Consider the following 14,849-nt stretch of genomic DNA (forward strand, 5'->3'; position numbering starts at 1 on the left):
TTTATTCTTAACTCAGAATTTCACTTTGAAAGCTTTTTCCTGAGGATAATAAGCAACAGCTCCCAATTCCTCTTCGATTCTGAGTAATTGGTTATATTTTGCCATACGGTCACTTCTTGAAGCTGATCCGGTCTTGATCTGCCCGGTGTTAAGAGCCACGGCAAGGTCAGCGATCGTGTTGTCTTCTGTTTCACCGGAACGGTGAGACATCACTGAAGTATATCCGGCATTTTTAGCCATATTCACGGCTGCGATAGTTTCTGTAAGCGTACCGATCTGATTAACTTTAATAAGGATCGAATTAGCAATTCCATTCTCGATACCTTTAGAAAGACGCTCTACGTTGGTAACAAAAAGATCATCTCCAACAAGCTGTACTTTATCTCCGATTTTTTCACTTAGTATTTTCCAACCATCCCAGTCATTCTCATCCATTCCATCTTCTACGGATACAATTGGATATTTCGCACAAAGTTCAGCGATATAAGAAGCTTGCTCTTCTGAAGTACGCACAGCACCTTTATCTCCTTCAAATTTGGTATAATCGTATTTACCGTCTACATAGAATTCAGCAGAAGCACAGTCAAGAGCGATCTTAATATCCTCTCCGAACTTATAACCTGCTTTCTCTACAGCCTTTGCGATAGTTTCAATAGCATCTTCTGTACCATCAAGAGTAGGCGCAAATCCACCTTCGTCTCCAACCGCTGTGCTTAACCCACGATCATGAAGAACTTTCTTAAGGTTATGGAAGATCTCAGTACCCATCTGCATAGCTTCAGTAAAATTTTTAGCTTTTACCGGCATCACCATAAACTCCTGGAATGCGATAGGTGCATCAGAATGCGATCCTCCGTTGATGATATTCATCATAGGTACCGGAAGGGTATTAGCACTAACTCCACCTACATACCGGTAAAGTGGCATTCCCAATTCTCCTGCTGCAGCTTTAGCAACGGCCAGAGAAACTCCTAAAATTGCGTTTGCTCCAAGTTTAGATTTGTTAGGTGTACCGTCAAGGTCGATCATAGTTTGGTCGATCAGGTTCTGTTCAAACACAGAAGCCCCTATAATTTCCTCAGCGATAACAGAGTTCACATTATTCACGGCCTGTGTTACTCCTTTCCCCATAAATGCCTTTCCTCCATCACGAAGTTCCACCGCTTCATGTTCTCCTGTTGAAGCCCCTGATGGAACTGCAGCTCTTCCTAAAATTCCGTTTTCAGTTACTACATCCACTTCTACGGTTGGGTTCCCTCGGGAATCCAGAATTTGTCGTGCATGCACGCTTACGATAATACTCATGCTAATTCTAATTTTTGTTTTTTAATATTTTCAATAAACTGATCGAATAAATAGGTAGCATCATTCGGACCAGGGCCGGCTTCCGGGTGATACTGTACGGAGAAACAATTCTTGCTTTTCAATCGGATACCCATCACCGTATTATCATTTAAGTGTGAATGGGTAATTTCAAGGTCTTCATTGGCTTCAGTTTCTTCTCTGCTGATTGCAAAACCGTGATTTTGTGAAGTAATCTCACCGTTTCCGGTAAGGTGATTGATAACGGGGTGGTTGATTCCACGGTGACCGTTATACATCTTAAAGGTGGCAACTCCCTGTGACAATGCGATGATCTGATGTCCGAGACAGATTCCGAAAACCGGAAGGTTCTTCTCGATGATCTCTTTGGCGAGATCTATCGCACATTCGAGCGGTTCCGGGTCACCGGGACCATTTGAAAGGAAATATCCATCAGGCTGGAATTCTTCGAGATCCTTAAAAGTTGCATTGTATGGAAATACCTTAATATAGCAACCTCTCTTAGCGAGGTTTCTTAAAATGTTCTTTTTGATACCGAGATCGAGGGCGGCTACTTTGATAGGAGCGTCCTCATCTCCGAAGAAATATGGCTCTTTAGTAGAAACTTTGGAAGCGAGTTCAAGCCCCACCATATCCGGAGTTTCCTTAAGCTGTTCCATCAATTCATCGACGTTATCGACTTCTGTGGAGATAACGGCATTCATAGCACCATTATCACGGATATAACTAACCAATGCGCGGGTATCCACATCAGAGATCGCAAACAGGTTATTCTTATCCAAATACTCCTCAAGAGATTCAGTAGAGCCAACTCTTGAAGGTGTATAGCTAAAGTTTTTGCAAATAAGCCCGGCTATTTTAACCGAATCTGATTCTTCCTCGCCATCTTTCACACCATAGTTACCGATATGTGCATTCGTGGTAACCATTAATTGTCCGTAATAGGAAGGATCGGTAAAGATTTCCTGATATCCGGTCATCCCGGTATTGAAACAAACTTCACCAAAAGCACTCCCCTCTTTTTCACCAACGGCTTTTCCATAAAAAATCGTACCGTCAGCCAGTAAAATCAATGCTTTTTTCTTTGCTTTATACTTCATTCGATTATTGCTTAAAGTTTTACAAAAATAACACAAAAAAAAAGGATAAACTAAAGCGTTTATCCTTTTTGATATGTTACAAAAATACTATTCACTATTCCTGTGATGTTTCTTTGTTATCACCTTCTGCTGCAGCTTCTGCTTTAGGAGTAGCTTCTGCTTCAACTACAGTTTCGGCTTTTTTACTTCTGCTTCGTCTGGTAGACTTCTTCTTAGCAGGTTTATCAGAATTGTAGATCTCATTGTAATCTACAAGTTCGATAAGTGCCATTTCAGCGTTATCTCCCAAACGGTTACCAAGCTTAATTATTCTGGTATATCCTCCTGGTCTGTCACCAACTTTTACTGCAACATCTCTGAACAATTCACTTACAGCATCCTTATCTCTAAGACGGCTGAAAACAACTCTTCTGTTGTGTGTATTGTCTTCTTTAGATTTAGTTACCAGTGGCTCCACAAATTGCTTAAGTGCTTTTGCTTTGGCAAGAGTCGTATTGATACGCTTATGTTCGATTAAGGAACAAGCCATATTAGCAAGCATCGCCTTTCTGTGAGCTGTCTTTCTCCCTAAATGGTTAATTTTTTTTCCGTGTCTCATTTTATTCTGTAATTAATCCCTTTCGTAAAAACCGTCAATTCGGATCCGACTGGAAAATTAATCTTTATCTAATTTATACTTTGACAAATCCATTCCGAAGCTAAGACCTTTGTTGTTCACAAGTTCTTCTAACTCGGTAAGTGATTTTTTTCCAAAGTTTCTGAATTTCATTAAATCGTTCTTGTTGAAAGAAACCAGATCTCCAAGAGTATCTACTTCTGCTGCTTTAAGACAATTCAATGCACGAACGGAAAGGTCCATGTCAACGAGTTTAGTCTTAAGCAACTGACGCATATGCAATGATTCTTCATCGTATGTTTCAGTTTGTGCGATCTCATCCGCTTCCAGTGTAATGCGTTCATCAGAGAACAGCATAAAGTGATGGATAAGAATCTTAGCAGCTTCGGTAAGCGCATCTTTTGGATGGATAGATCCATCAGAAACGATCTCGAAAACCAGCTTTTCGTAGTCGGTCTTTTGCTCTACCCTGTAGTTCTCAATGCTATACTTAACATTTTTGATAGGGGTATAGATCGCATCGGTAAAGATGGTTCCCAAAGGAGCATTGGCTTTCTTATTCTCTTCAGCAGGCACATAACCTCTACCCTTTTCGATTGTGATCTCCATATTGATGGTTACCTTAGGATCAAGGTTACAGATCACAAGATCAGGATTCAGGACTTGAAATCCTGAAATAAACTTTTGGAAATCACCAGCAGTAATTTGTTCCTTACCTGTTAACGAAATAGAAACGGTTTCGTTATCGATATCATCGATCTGTCTTTTAAAGCGAACCTGCTTCAAGTTAAGGATGATCTCAGTTACATCTTCTACAACACCTTCGATTGCTGAGAATTCATGCTCAACTTTATCGATGCGGGTAGAAGTGATCGCAAAACCTTCCAGTGAAGATAAAAGAACTCTTCGTAATGCGTTACCAACGGTCAATCCGTATCCTGGTTCCAAAGGTCTGAATTCAAACTTACCTTCGAAATCGGTAGAATCGATCATTATAACTTTATCGGGCTTCTGAAAATTTAATATTGCCATAGTACGACTGCTGTCTAATTATTATTTAGAGTATAACTCGACGATTAATTGCTCTTTAATGTTTTCCGGGATCTGAATACGTTCCGGAACATTTACGAAAGAACCTTCTTTTTTCTCATTGTTCCAAGTGATCCATTCGTAAACATTACTATTGTTTGAAAGTGCTCTTTCGATAATTTCCAAAGACTTGGATTTCTCTCTTACTCCAACAACATCACCTGGCTTCAATTGGTAAGAAGGAATATTAACCACTTCTCCGTTTACTGTAATATGACGGTGAGAAACAAGCTGACGCGCTCCTCTTCTTGTCGGGCTAACGCCCATACGGTAAACTACGTTATCAAGACGTGATTCGCAAAGTTGAAGAAGTACCTCACCGGTAACTCCTTTTTTACGGTTTGCTTTTTCAAACAGGTTTCTGAACTGTTTTTCAAGAATACCGTAAGTATACTTCGCTTTTTGTTTTTCCATTAACTGGATAGCGTACTCAGACTTTTTACCTCTTCTACGGTTATTACCGTGTTGCCCCGGAGGGTAATTTCTTTTTTCGAAAGATTTGTCATCTCCGAAAATTGCTTCTCCGAATTTACGGGCAATCTTAGTTTGTGGACCTCTGTATCTTGCCATGTTTATAAACTATTATGAAGGTGATTATTGAATTAAGGCTAAATCCTTCGATAATCGTATAACTACCTTCTTAAAAACATTAAATTAATTAAACTCTTCTTCTTTTAGGTGGACGACAACCGTTGTGCGGAAGTGGAGTAACGTCGATGATCTCAGTTACTTCGATACCTGAATTGTGGATAGATCTGATTGCAGACTCTCTTCCTGACCCAGGACCTTTTACATACACCTTAACTTTTCTCAGGCCTGCTTCATGAGCTACTTTAGCTGCGTCTTCGGCAGCTACCTGTGCAGCATAAGGGGTGTTCTTTTTAGAACCTCTGAATCCCATTTTTCCGGCGGATGACCAAGAAACAACATCACCTTTCTTATTGGTAAGCGAGATGATAACGTTGTTAAATGATGCAGCGATATGAGCTTCTCCTACGGATTCAACTACAACTTTGCGCTTTTTAGCAGTTTTTGCATTTGACTTTGCCATAATAATTAAGCTACGTATTATTTAGTTGCTTTTTTCTTGTTTGCAACTGTTTTTCTTTTACCTTTTCTTGTTCTGGAGTTATTCTTGGTACGCTGACCTCTCAAAGGAAGTCCCGCTCTGTGTCGAATCCCTCTCTGACAACCAATATCCATTAAACGTTTGATGTTCAATTGAACCTCTGAACGAAGTTCCCCTTCAATCTTAAATGAAGAGACAGCTTCACGAATTCGAGCGATCTCATCATCAGCCCATTCAGATACTTTAGTATCTTCACTAACCTGAGCTGCTGCTAAGATTTCTTTAGCTCTACTTTTTCCTATACCAAAGATGTAAGTTAACCCAATAACTCCTCTCTTATGCTTTGGTAAGTCTACTCCTGCGATTCTAGCCATAACTTATCCTTGTCTTTGTTTAAATCTAGGATTCTTTTTATTAATTACATACAATCTCCCTTTTCTACGCACAATTTTGCACTCGGGACTTCTTTTTTTCAGTGATGCTCTAACTTTCATCTCTTTAATATCTATAAGTAATTCTTGCTTTCGTCAGATCGTACGGACTCATCTCGAGCTTAACCCTGTCACCGGGAAGAAGTTTGATATAATGCATTCGCATTTTACCTGAGATATGTGCTGTTACAACATGACCATTCTCTAATTCTACCCTGAACATGGCATTTGATAATGCCTCGATGATCGTACCATCTTGTTCTATTGCTTGTTGTTTTGCCATATTAAGCTACAACTTTTCTGTTTTTACCTGTTTTCATCAACCCGTCGTAATGTCTGTTCAACAGATATGAATTCACCTGTTGCATGGTATCAATGGCCACACCAACCATGATCAGTAGTGATGTACCACCATAGAACAGTGCCCATCCTTGCTGAATACCCATTACATTTACCACAATCGCAGGAAAAATCGCTACGATTGCAAGGAACAATGATCCAGGGAATGTGATCAGAGACATTACCTTATCAAGGTAATCTGACGTTTCCTTTCCAGGACGAATACCCGGAATGAAACCTCCACTTCTCTTAAGATCATCTGCCATTTTATTGGTAGGTACAGTAATTGCGGTGTAAAAATAGGTAAATACAACGATTAACAACGCAAAAACTACATTATACCATAATCCAAACATGGAACCATTACCAAAATTCACCTGAAGCCACTGTCCGACAGCAGTATCCTTGATAGCACCGATCGTTCCAATATAGCCCGGAGCGAACATAATCGCCTGAGCAAAGATGATCGGCATAACTCCTGAAGCGTTAAGCTTCAAAGGGATATACTGACGAGACCCGAACACATTCTTTTCATAACCACCAGAAGCGGTTCTACGTGCATATTGTACAGGTATTTGTCTTGTAGCCATAACAAGCATAATACTTGCCAAAATAACCACGAACCAAAGAATTAGTTCGATAAGAATCAGGATCAGTCCACCTTGATTTCTATTCACTACAGAATCGAATTCCTGAGCGAAAGAGATCGGTAAACGAGCGATGATTCCAACCATGATCAGTAAAGAGATACCGTTACCGATACCTTTATCGGTGATCTTCTCACCAAGCCACATCGCGAAGATGGTACCGGTTACGAGGATCAGCACTGCCGGGATCATAAAATCTAGTCCTTTCCCTAAAATAAAAGCACTGTCAGGAACACCAAGTGCCCCCAATCCGTAAAGATAGGCCGGAGCCTGTACCAAACAGATACCGATGGTTAACCAACGTGTGATCTGATTTAGCGTTTTACGACCGCTTTCACCTTCTTTTTGTAATTTCTGAAGGTAAGGAATGGCCAATCCCATAAGCTGAACAACGATAGATGCAGAGATATAAGGCATAATACCAAGTGCAAAAACAGAAGCATTGGCAAATGCCCCTCCTGTAAATGCGTTTAATATTCCTAATAATCCACCTCCATCAGCACGGTTTGTAAGTTCAGCCAGCTGCTGTGTATCAATACCAGGAAGTACGACCTGAGCACCGAATCGGTACACAAGAAGGAGTCCTAATGTTATAAGGATCCTCCCTTTCAGTTCTTCAATCTTCCAGATATTGCTTAATGTCTCGATAAACTTCTTCATGGTTTCTAGTTGGGTTATAAACTTACTGCTTCTCCTCCTGCTGCTTCAATAGCCTCTTTAGCGCTTGCAGTAAATTTATGTACAGATACTTTTAATTTAGATTTGAGTTCTCCACCGCCAAGGATCTTCACAAGGTCGCTGGTTTTGGCAAGTTTGTTAGCCACAAGAACGTCTAAATCAACAGTGTCTGTAACTACCCCTTTGTCAACCAATTCCTGCAACTTATTCAGATTGATCCCAACGTATTCCTTTCTGTTAATGTTGTTAAAACCGAACTTAGGAACACGTCTTTGAAGTGGCATCTGACCACCTTCAAATCCGATTTTCTTAGAGTATCCTGAGCGTGATTTAGCTCCTTTGTGACCTCTTGTTGAAGTACCACCTTTACCGGAACCTTCTCCTCTACCTACTCTTTTTCCGTCCTTATGAACTGAACCTTCAGCTGGTTGTAAGTTACTTAAATTCATAACTATATTGTTATTAAGCTTCTTCTACAGAAACTAAGTGTTCAACTTTTTTTACCATACCAAGGATGTTTGGTGTCGCTTCGTGTTCCACCACCTGGCCAATCTTAGTAAGACCTAGCGCCTCTAACGTTCTCTTCTGATTTTGAGGACGTTTAATGTTGCTTTTTACCTGTGTAACTTTAATCTTTCCCATTTTATCCCTGATTTATCCTTTAAAAACTTTCTCTAAAGAAATTCCTCGCTGAGCAGCAACAGTTCTAGCATCTCTCAATCGAAGTAAAGCATCGAATGTTGCTTTAACTACGTTATGAGGATTTGAAGAACCCTGCGACTTAGAAAGTACGTCATGTACACCTACCGCTTCGAGTACCGCACGAACGGCACCACCTGCGATAACACCGGTACCGTGAGATGCCGGTTGAAGGTATACGCGTGCACCTCCGAACTTACCTTTTTGTTCATGAGGTAAAGTACCTTTGATAAGCGGAATGCGTACCAGGTTTTTCTTTGCATCTTCAACGGCCTTTGAGATAGCGTCAGCAACTTCCTTGGATTTACCAAGTCCGTGACCTACTACTCCGTCCTCATTACCAACTACAACGATAGCCGAGAAACCAAATGCTCTACCACCCTTTGTAACTTTAGTAACTCTTTGTACGCCCACAAGACGGTCTTTCAACTCAAGTCCTCCGGGTTTTACTAACTCTACGTTTTTATATTCTTGATACATAATTTCTTAGAATTTAAGTCCTGCTTCTCTGGCACCTTCCGCCAATGATTTAACTCTACCATGATACAAGTAACCACCTCTGTCGAAGTTGATAACTTCATACCCGGCTTTAAGCGCTTTCTCTCCGATTGCTTTCCCTACAAGGGCAGCGATCTCGAGCTTGGTACCGGTTGCAGCACTAATCTCTTTATCTCTTGATGATGCAGATAACAGGGTAACTCCCGCGTTATCGTCGATCAACTGAGCATAAATCTCCTTATTACTTCTGTAAACAGCCAGCCTAGGTCTGGTTTCAGTTCCTGAAACCACCTTACGGATCCTGCTTTTAATTCTCTGTCTTCTTTCAGTCTTTGATAATGCCATAATGCTAATTATTAAGCTGATTTACCTGCTTTTCTTCTTAATTGCTCTCCTACGAATTTCACACCTTTTCCTTTGTAAGGCTCAGGCTTACGGAAAGAGCGAATTTTTGCAGCCACCTGACCAACTAATTGTTTGTCATGTGAAGTCAGTTTTACGATAGGATTCTTACCTTTTTCAGATATGGTCTCCACCTTTACTTCAGGTGCAAGATCAAGTACGATATTGTGAGAGAATCCCAGTGCAATATCAAGTTTCTGACCCTGGTTGCTGGCTCTGTAACCAACACCTACCAATTCCAATTCTTTGGTGAAGCCTTTTGAAACACCTTCAACCATGTTGTTAAGCAACGATCTGTAAAGACCATGCTTTGACTTAACATCTTTATTCTCTGAGGAACGCTCCAGAACGATAGTACCTTCTTCAACCTTTACGTTGATATCAGATATCTTCTGGGTAAGTTCTCCGAGTTTACCTTTTACGGTAACTTCGTCATCTTTAATATCTACAGTAACTCCTTCTGGAATTACTATCGGACTATTACCAATTCTTGACATTTCCTTTTGTCTTTAATTATTAGTAAACGTAACACAACACTTCACCTCCAACGTTCTCTGCCTTGGCTTGTTTGCTGGTCATAACTCCGTGAGAAGTTGAAACGATCGCAATTCCAAGTCCGTTAAGAACACGCGGTAATTCATCTTTTCCGATATACTTACGTAGACCGGGCTTACTTACTCGCTGGATACTTCTGATCACAGGCTCTTTTGTTGCTTTGTCATATTTCAAAGCAATTTTGATAGTACCCTGAACGGTATCTTCTTCGAATTTGTAACTTAAGATATACCCTTGATCAAATAAGATCTTAGTAATCTCTTTCTTAAGGTTCGAAGCAGGGATCTCTACCACTCTGTGGCCAGCGCTGTTAGCGTTTCTAATCCTTGTTAAATAATCTGCTATAGGATCTGTATACATCTTTTATCCTTTTAAACTTTTACCAACTTGCTTTTTTAACTCCCGGAATCAAACCTTTGTTGGCCATCTCTCTGAACATTACACGAGAGATACCGAAAGTACGCATATAACCCCTTGGTCTTCCGGTTAATTTACAACGATTGTGTAAACGTACCGGTGAAGAATTCTTAGGTAGCTTTTGTAGTGCTTCGTAGTCTCCAGCCTCTTTTAGAGCCTTTCTCTTCTCAGCATATTTATCTACCAATTCTTGTCTTTTAACCTCGCGGGCTTTCATTGATTCTTTAGCCATACTTAATTCTTTTTAAAAGGTAATCCTAATTCGCTTAATAATGATTTCGCTTCCTTATCGGTGTCAGCAGAGGTTACGAAAGTAATATCCATACCGGCAACTTTGTTAACCTTGTCGATATTGATCTCAGGGAAAATGATCTGCTCAGTTACCCCCAGGTTATAATTACCTCTACCATCAAAACCATTAGCCTTGATACCATTAAAATCTCTTACACGTGGTAAAGCTGAAGTAATCAATCTGTCCAGGAACTCATACATTCTTTCTCCGCGTAAAGTTACTTTTGCCCCGATCGGCATACCTTTACGAAGTTTGAAAGAAGCAACGTCCTTTTTAGAAATTGTTGCTACTGCCTTCTGACCAGAAATCTGAGTTAATTCATCAACTGCATATTCGATCAGTTTTTTGTCAGCAACAGCTGCTCCAACCCCACGGCTAATTACAATCTTCTTAAGTTTAGGCACCTGCATTACGTTGCTATACCCAAACTCTTCAGTAAGAGCAGCGATTACGCGCTCTTTATATTCTTGTTTTAATCTTGGAATGTAAGCCATAATTAAATTACTTCATTAGATTTTTTAGAAAATCTTACTTTCTTACCATCTCTCTCTTCATATCCAACTCTCGTAGTCTCTCCTGATTTAGGATCGATTAATGAAAGGTTAGAGATATGAATAGGAGCTTCTTTCTTAACGATTCCTCCCTGAGGATTTTTGGCGCTAGGCTTTTCGTGCTTAGATACCAGGTTCACACCCTCAACAATCGCTTTGTTCTTTTCACGATCTACGCGAAGTACTGTACCTTCTGATCCTTTATGATCACCGGCAATTACTTTTACCGTATCTCCTGATTTTATCTTTAGTTTTATCATCTCTAATCGCTGTATTAAAGCACCTCTGGCGCTAATGATACAATTTTCATAAACTGCTTGTCACGAAGCTCTCTCGCAACAGGTCCGAATACACGGGTTCCGCGCATCTCTCCTGCAGGATTCAGCAGTACACAAGCATTATCATCAAAACGAATGTAAGATCCGTCAGGTCTTCTTACTTCTTTCTTGGTACGAACAACCACTGCGGTAGATACCTGTCCTTTCTTAACGTTTCCGTTTGGAGTGGCATCTTTTACAGTAACAACGATCTTGTCACCCACAGAAGCGTATCTCTTTTTAGTACCTCCTAACACACGGATAGCTAAAACTTCTTTAGCCCCTGTGTTGTCTGCAACTTTTAATCTAGATTCCTGTTGTACCATAATTATTTAGCTCTTTCAATGATTTCAACTAATCTCCAACATTTGGTTTTACTCATAGGCTTAGTTTCCATAATCCTAACTGTATCTCCAATATTGCAATCTTCTTTTTCGTCGTGTGCAACATATTTCTTAGTTTTCAACACGAACTTACCGTACATAGGGTGTTTCACTCGTTTAACCTCAGAAACCACGATTGATTTCTGCATTTTATTACTGGTAACTACCCCTATTCTTTCTTTTCTTAAATTTCTGTTTTCCATCTCTTAGCAGAATCGAATTATTGTAATTCTCTTTTTGTAAGCTCTGTTGCCAATCTGGCTACCGTTCTTCTGGTTGATCTCAGTTGAATCGGATTCTCTAATGGCGTAATTGTATGAGCCAATTTAAGATCTGCGTATTGTTTCTTATAAACACCAAGCTGTTCCTGAAGTTCAGCTGTAGATAATTCTCTGATTTCTGATTGTTTCATTACCTTACAATTTTATTAAGCTGAGTAATCTCTGGCTACAACGAATTTGGTTTTTACCGGTAGTTTCTGAGCTGCTAGACGAAGTGCTTCTTTAGCAACATCTAGTGGCACACCACCTACTTCAAACATGATTCGACCTGGTTTAACAACTGCTGCCCAATATTCAGGAGCACCTTTACCTTTACCCATACGCACCTCTAAAGGCTTTTTAGTGATAGGTTTGTCCGGGAAAATTTTAATCCATAATTGCCCCTCTCTTTTCATAAAACGAGTTGCAGCAACACGCGCAGCCTCGATCTGACGAGAAGTGATAAAAGACGAATCTAGTGATTTTATTCCGAACATACCGTTTGAAAGCTCGTGTCCTCTCTGAGAAACACCTTTCATACGGCCTTTCTGCTGCTTACGGTATTTTGTTCTTTTAGGCTGTAACATTTTTCTTTAATTTAAAAAATTACTTTCTACGACGAGATTTGTTTCTTCCTCCACCGGCATTGTTACCGCCTTTACCCTGCTTCTTAGACATTCCTGTCAGAGGGGAAAGATCACGTTTACCGTAAACCTCGCCTTTCATGATCCACACTTTAATTCCGAGTCTACCATAAGTGGTATGAGCTTCGTGAAGTGCATAATCAATGTCAGCTCTGAATGTTGACAATGGAATACGACCATCTTTGTAAGACTCTGAACGCGCCATTTCAGCTCCATTCAAACGTCCTGAGATCATAACCTTGATACCTTCGGCGTTCATTCTCATCGCAGCAGCGATAGCCATTTTGATTGCACGTCTGTAAGAGATTCTGTTCTCTATCTGACGAGCGATGCTTGCTGCAACAAGGTTAGCATCAAGTTCTGGTCTTTTGATCTCAAAGATATTGATCTGTACTTCCTTGTCGGTGATCTTTTTAAGCTCTTCTTTCAGCTTGTCTACCTCCTGACCGCCTTTACCGATAATGATACCAGGTCTTGCAGTGGTGATAGTAACGGTTACAAGCTTAAGCGTACGCTCGATGATCACTCTTGATACACTCGCTTTAGACAGACGCGCATGGATATACTTTCTGATCTTATCATCCTCAGCAAGTTTATCTCCATAGTCATTACCTCCGTACCAGTTAGATTCCCATCCTCTGATGATACCAAGGCGATTTCCGATTGGATTTGTTTTTTGTCCCATACTGTTTATCTAATTAACTTTGAGTGTTATTGTTAGCTCCAAGCACTAATGTTACATGATTGGAACGTTTTCTAATTCTATGCGCACGACCCTGTGGAGCTGGACGTAGTCTTTTCAACATACTTCCACCGTCAACACGGATCTCTTTCACGAATAAATCAGCATCTTCCAGACTAGCCTCTTCGTTCTTAGCCTGCCAGTTAGCGATTGCCGATAACAACAGTTTCTCAAGACGACGAGATGCCTCTTTCTGACTGAATTTCAAAATAGCAAGTGCCTTTTCCACCTTCTGACCTCTAACCTGATCAGCTACAAGTCTCATTTTACGAGGTGAAGTCGGGCAGTTATTCAACTTTGCAAACGCCAAGCTCTTCTTGGCCTCTTTCATTTGCTCTGCTTTCTCTTTTTTACGAACTCCCATGGCTACTTATTATTTTTTTCCTTTATTTTTTGCACCAGCATGCCCACGGAATGAACGTGTTGGTGAAAATTCTCCTAACTTATGCCCTACCATGTTCTCTGTAACATATACAGGAACAAATTGGCGGCCATTATGAACGGCTATGGTCTGACCTACGAAATCCGGAGTAATCATAGATGCTCTGGACCAGGTTTTGATAACCGTCTTCTTACCAGATTCAACATTCTGTTGAACTTTTTTCTCTAAACTATAGTGAACGTAAGGTCCTTTTTTTAGTGAACGTGCCATCTTTTAAATCTTTATTTCTTTCTACGTTCTATTATATACTTGTTACTAGCTTTCGCTTTAGCTCTTGTTCTAAAGCCTTTAGCAGGTATTCCGTTTCTAGATCTTGGATGACCTCCGGAAGCTCTACCTTCACCACCACCCATCGGGTGATCAACAGGGTTCATAACAACTGGTCTTGTTCTTGGTCTTCTACCTAACCATCTGCTTCTACCTGCTTTACCTGAAACGATCAGCTGGTGATCTGAGTTAGACACCGCACCGATTGTTGCTAAACACTCTACAAGGATCATTCTGGTTTCACCTGAAGGAAGTTTGATAGTAGCATATTTACCATCTCTTGCCATCAGCTGTGCAAAAGCACCTGCAGAACGAGCCATAACCGCACCCTGTCCAGGACGCAGCTCAATACAAGATATAATAGTACCAAGTGGCACTTCGCTCAATGGCATTGCGTTTCCGATCTCAGGAGCAACACCGCTACCGGATGCGATAGTCTGACCTACCTGCATACCATTCTGAGCGATCACATAACTCTTTTCTCCGTCTGTATAAACGATCAACGCAATAAACGCAGTTCTGTTTGGATCGTACTGAATCGACTCAATAGTAGCTTCAACTCCTGTTTTAACTCTTTTGAAATCGATAATACGATACTTCTTCTTATGACCACCACCGATATATCGCATGGTCATCTTTCCTTGACTGTTTCTACCTCCTGACTTTTTTAACGGAGCGAGCAAGCTCTTCTCCGGCTTATCAGTAGTAACCGCGTCAAATCCGTTTACTACTCTAAATCGCTGTGCAGGAGTAACTGGTTTTAATTTTCTAACTGACATTTCTTGTCTTTACTTATATATTACTATAAAAATCAATAATATCTCCTTCTGCAACCTGAATAACAGCTTTCTTGAAAGAATTTGTCTTTCCATGCTGAATTCCGGTTTTTGTATAACGGGTACTTCTTCTAGGACCGTAATTCATAGTACGAACCTTTTCAACAGAAACCCCGTATGCAGCTTCAACAGCATCCTTGATCTGCAGCTTGTTAGCATTAGAATCAACGATGAAACCATAACGATTGTTCAACTCGCTGTCAGCGGTTGCTTTTTCCGTAATAATAGGCTTAATTAACACACTCATCGGTT

28 protein-coding genes are annotated in these 14,849 nt (G+C 40.4%); all 28 read right to left on the bottom strand.

Annotated features, from left to right (window positions below; genetic code table 11):
* Nucleotides 1-12: 12 nt before the first annotated feature.
* Nucleotides 13-1,305: a phosphopyruvate hydratase gene (gene eno, locus DMZ48_RS06720; RefSeq protein ID WP_143954365.1), complete on the bottom strand. Its 1,293-nt coding sequence runs from the start codon at nt 1,303-1,305 to the stop codon at nt 13-15.
* A complete protein-coding gene (gene carA / locus DMZ48_RS06725; RefSeq protein WP_143954366.1) occupies nt 1,302-2,423 on the bottom strand; it encodes a glutamine-hydrolyzing carbamoyl-phosphate synthase small subunit in 1,122 nt (373 codons plus the stop codon). Before carA ends, eno begins: the two co-directional genes overlap by 4 nt.
* Before the next feature lie 94 nt (nt 2,424-2,517).
* Nucleotides 2,518-3,021 (bottom strand): 50S ribosomal protein L17, encoded by a 504-nt coding sequence (gene rplQ / locus DMZ48_RS06730; protein WP_143954367.1) that lies wholly within the window; start codon nt 3,019-3,021, stop codon nt 2,518-2,520.
* A gap of 57 nt (nt 3,022-3,078) precedes the next feature.
* On the bottom strand, nt 3,079-4,071 hold the full coding sequence (locus DMZ48_RS06735) for a DNA-directed RNA polymerase subunit alpha (protein WP_143954368.1): 993 nt from the start codon (nt 4,069-4,071) through the stop codon (nt 3,079-3,081).
* A gap of 21 nt (nt 4,072-4,092) precedes the next feature.
* Nucleotides 4,093-4,698, bottom strand: coding sequence for a 30S ribosomal protein S4 (gene rpsD / locus DMZ48_RS06740; protein WP_143954369.1), 606 nt, complete (start codon nt 4,696-4,698; stop codon nt 4,093-4,095).
* Nucleotides 4,699-4,786: 88 nt separating this feature from the next.
* Entirely contained in the window at nt 4,787-5,179 is a 393-nt protein-coding gene (rpsK, locus tag DMZ48_RS06745; RefSeq protein ID WP_143954370.1) for a 30S ribosomal protein S11, read from the bottom strand.
* Nucleotides 5,180-5,196: 17 nt separating this feature from the next.
* Entirely contained in the window at nt 5,197-5,571 is a 375-nt protein-coding gene (gene rpsM / locus DMZ48_RS06750; RefSeq protein ID WP_143954371.1) for a 30S ribosomal protein S13, read from the bottom strand.
* Nucleotides 5,572-5,574: 3 nt separating this feature from the next.
* Nucleotides 5,575-5,691 (bottom strand): type B 50S ribosomal protein L36, encoded by a 117-nt coding sequence (gene ykgO / locus DMZ48_RS06755; RefSeq protein ID WP_074978891.1) that lies wholly within the window; start codon nt 5,689-5,691, stop codon nt 5,575-5,577.
* A 4-nt stretch (nt 5,692-5,695) separates the two neighbouring features.
* Nucleotides 5,696-5,911 (bottom strand): translation initiation factor IF-1, encoded by a 216-nt coding sequence (gene infA, locus DMZ48_RS06760; protein WP_143954372.1) that lies wholly within the window; start codon nt 5,909-5,911, stop codon nt 5,696-5,698.
* 1 nt (nt 5,912) lies between these two features.
* A complete protein-coding gene (gene secY / locus DMZ48_RS06765) occupies nt 5,913-7,274 on the bottom strand; it encodes a preprotein translocase subunit SecY (RefSeq protein ID WP_143954373.1) in 1,362 nt (453 codons plus the stop codon).
* A 14-nt stretch (nt 7,275-7,288) separates the two neighbouring features.
* Nucleotides 7,289-7,741 carry a 50S ribosomal protein L15 gene (gene rplO / locus DMZ48_RS06770; protein WP_143954374.1) on the bottom strand — a complete coding sequence of 151 codons (453 nt, stop codon included), beginning with the start codon at nt 7,739-7,741 and terminating at the stop codon, nt 7,289-7,291.
* 13 nt (nt 7,742-7,754) lie between these two features.
* A complete protein-coding gene (gene rpmD, locus DMZ48_RS06775) occupies nt 7,755-7,934 on the bottom strand; it encodes a 50S ribosomal protein L30 (protein WP_143954375.1) in 180 nt (59 codons plus the stop codon).
* Between the two features lie 12 nt (nt 7,935-7,946).
* On the bottom strand, nt 7,947-8,471 hold the full coding sequence (gene rpsE / locus DMZ48_RS06780) for a 30S ribosomal protein S5 (protein ID WP_143954376.1): 525 nt from the start codon (nt 8,469-8,471) through the stop codon (nt 7,947-7,949).
* Nucleotides 8,472-8,477: 6 nt separating this feature from the next.
* Nucleotides 8,478-8,834: a 50S ribosomal protein L18 gene (gene rplR, locus DMZ48_RS06785; protein WP_143954377.1), complete on the bottom strand. Its 357-nt coding sequence runs from the start codon at nt 8,832-8,834 to the stop codon at nt 8,478-8,480.
* A gap of 11 nt (nt 8,835-8,845) precedes the next feature.
* Nucleotides 8,846-9,388: a 50S ribosomal protein L6 gene (gene rplF / locus DMZ48_RS06790; RefSeq protein ID WP_143954378.1), complete on the bottom strand. Its 543-nt coding sequence runs from the start codon at nt 9,386-9,388 to the stop codon at nt 8,846-8,848.
* Nucleotides 9,389-9,407: 19 nt separating this feature from the next.
* Entirely contained in the window at nt 9,408-9,806 is a 399-nt protein-coding gene (gene rpsH, locus DMZ48_RS06795) for a 30S ribosomal protein S8 (protein WP_143954379.1), read from the bottom strand.
* A 19-nt stretch (nt 9,807-9,825) separates the two neighbouring features.
* Nucleotides 9,826-10,095, bottom strand: coding sequence for a 30S ribosomal protein S14 (gene rpsN / locus DMZ48_RS06800; protein WP_143954380.1), 270 nt, complete (start codon nt 10,093-10,095; stop codon nt 9,826-9,828).
* Between the two features lie 2 nt (nt 10,096-10,097).
* The gene (gene rplE / locus DMZ48_RS06805; protein WP_143954381.1) at nt 10,098-10,649 is read right to left on the bottom strand and encodes a 50S ribosomal protein L5; all 552 of its coding nucleotides are present in this window, start codon (nt 10,647-10,649) and stop codon (nt 10,098-10,100) included.
* A gap of 2 nt (nt 10,650-10,651) precedes the next feature.
* Nucleotides 10,652-10,966, bottom strand: a complete 315-nt coding sequence (gene rplX / locus DMZ48_RS06810; RefSeq protein ID WP_199287947.1) for a 50S ribosomal protein L24 — start codon at nt 10,964-10,966, stop codon at nt 10,652-10,654.
* A gap of 14 nt (nt 10,967-10,980) precedes the next feature.
* Nucleotides 10,981-11,349: a 50S ribosomal protein L14 gene (gene rplN / locus DMZ48_RS06815; protein ID WP_143954382.1), complete on the bottom strand. Its 369-nt coding sequence runs from the start codon at nt 11,347-11,349 to the stop codon at nt 10,981-10,983.
* Nucleotides 11,350-11,351: 2 nt separating this feature from the next.
* On the bottom strand, nt 11,352-11,609 hold the full coding sequence (rpsQ, locus tag DMZ48_RS06820) for a 30S ribosomal protein S17 (RefSeq protein WP_143954383.1): 258 nt from the start codon (nt 11,607-11,609) through the stop codon (nt 11,352-11,354).
* Between the two features lie 17 nt (nt 11,610-11,626).
* Nucleotides 11,627-11,818, bottom strand: a complete 192-nt coding sequence (rpmC, locus tag DMZ48_RS06825) for a 50S ribosomal protein L29 (RefSeq protein WP_143954384.1) — start codon at nt 11,816-11,818, stop codon at nt 11,627-11,629.
* Between the two features lie 15 nt (nt 11,819-11,833).
* Complete coding sequence (gene rplP / locus DMZ48_RS06830) at nt 11,834-12,253, bottom strand: 50S ribosomal protein L16 (RefSeq protein ID WP_143954385.1); 420 nt, start codon at nt 12,251-12,253, stop codon at nt 11,834-11,836.
* Nucleotides 12,254-12,272: 19 nt separating this feature from the next.
* A complete protein-coding gene (gene rpsC / locus DMZ48_RS06835) occupies nt 12,273-12,995 on the bottom strand; it encodes a 30S ribosomal protein S3 (RefSeq protein WP_143954386.1) in 723 nt (240 codons plus the stop codon).
* Between the two features lie 13 nt (nt 12,996-13,008).
* Nucleotides 13,009-13,416, bottom strand: a complete 408-nt coding sequence (gene rplV / locus DMZ48_RS06840; protein ID WP_143954387.1) for a 50S ribosomal protein L22 — start codon at nt 13,414-13,416, stop codon at nt 13,009-13,011.
* Between the two features lie 9 nt (nt 13,417-13,425).
* Nucleotides 13,426-13,704, bottom strand: coding sequence for a 30S ribosomal protein S19 (gene rpsS, locus DMZ48_RS06845; protein WP_008613595.1), 279 nt, complete (start codon nt 13,702-13,704; stop codon nt 13,426-13,428).
* Nucleotides 13,705-13,715: 11 nt separating this feature from the next.
* Nucleotides 13,716-14,540 carry a 50S ribosomal protein L2 gene (gene rplB, locus DMZ48_RS06850; RefSeq protein ID WP_143954388.1) on the bottom strand — a complete coding sequence of 275 codons (825 nt, stop codon included), beginning with the start codon at nt 14,538-14,540 and terminating at the stop codon, nt 13,716-13,718.
* 13 nt (nt 14,541-14,553) lie between these two features.
* Nucleotides 14,554-14,844 (bottom strand): 50S ribosomal protein L23, encoded by a 291-nt coding sequence (gene rplW / locus DMZ48_RS06855; protein ID WP_143954389.1) that lies wholly within the window; start codon nt 14,842-14,844, stop codon nt 14,554-14,556.
* Nucleotides 14,845-14,849 lie beyond the last annotated feature (5 nt).

The sequence above is a fragment of the Robertkochia solimangrovi genome (assembly GCF_007279655.1).
Lineage (GTDB): Bacteria > Bacteroidota > Bacteroidia > Flavobacteriales > Flavobacteriaceae > Robertkochia > Robertkochia solimangrovi.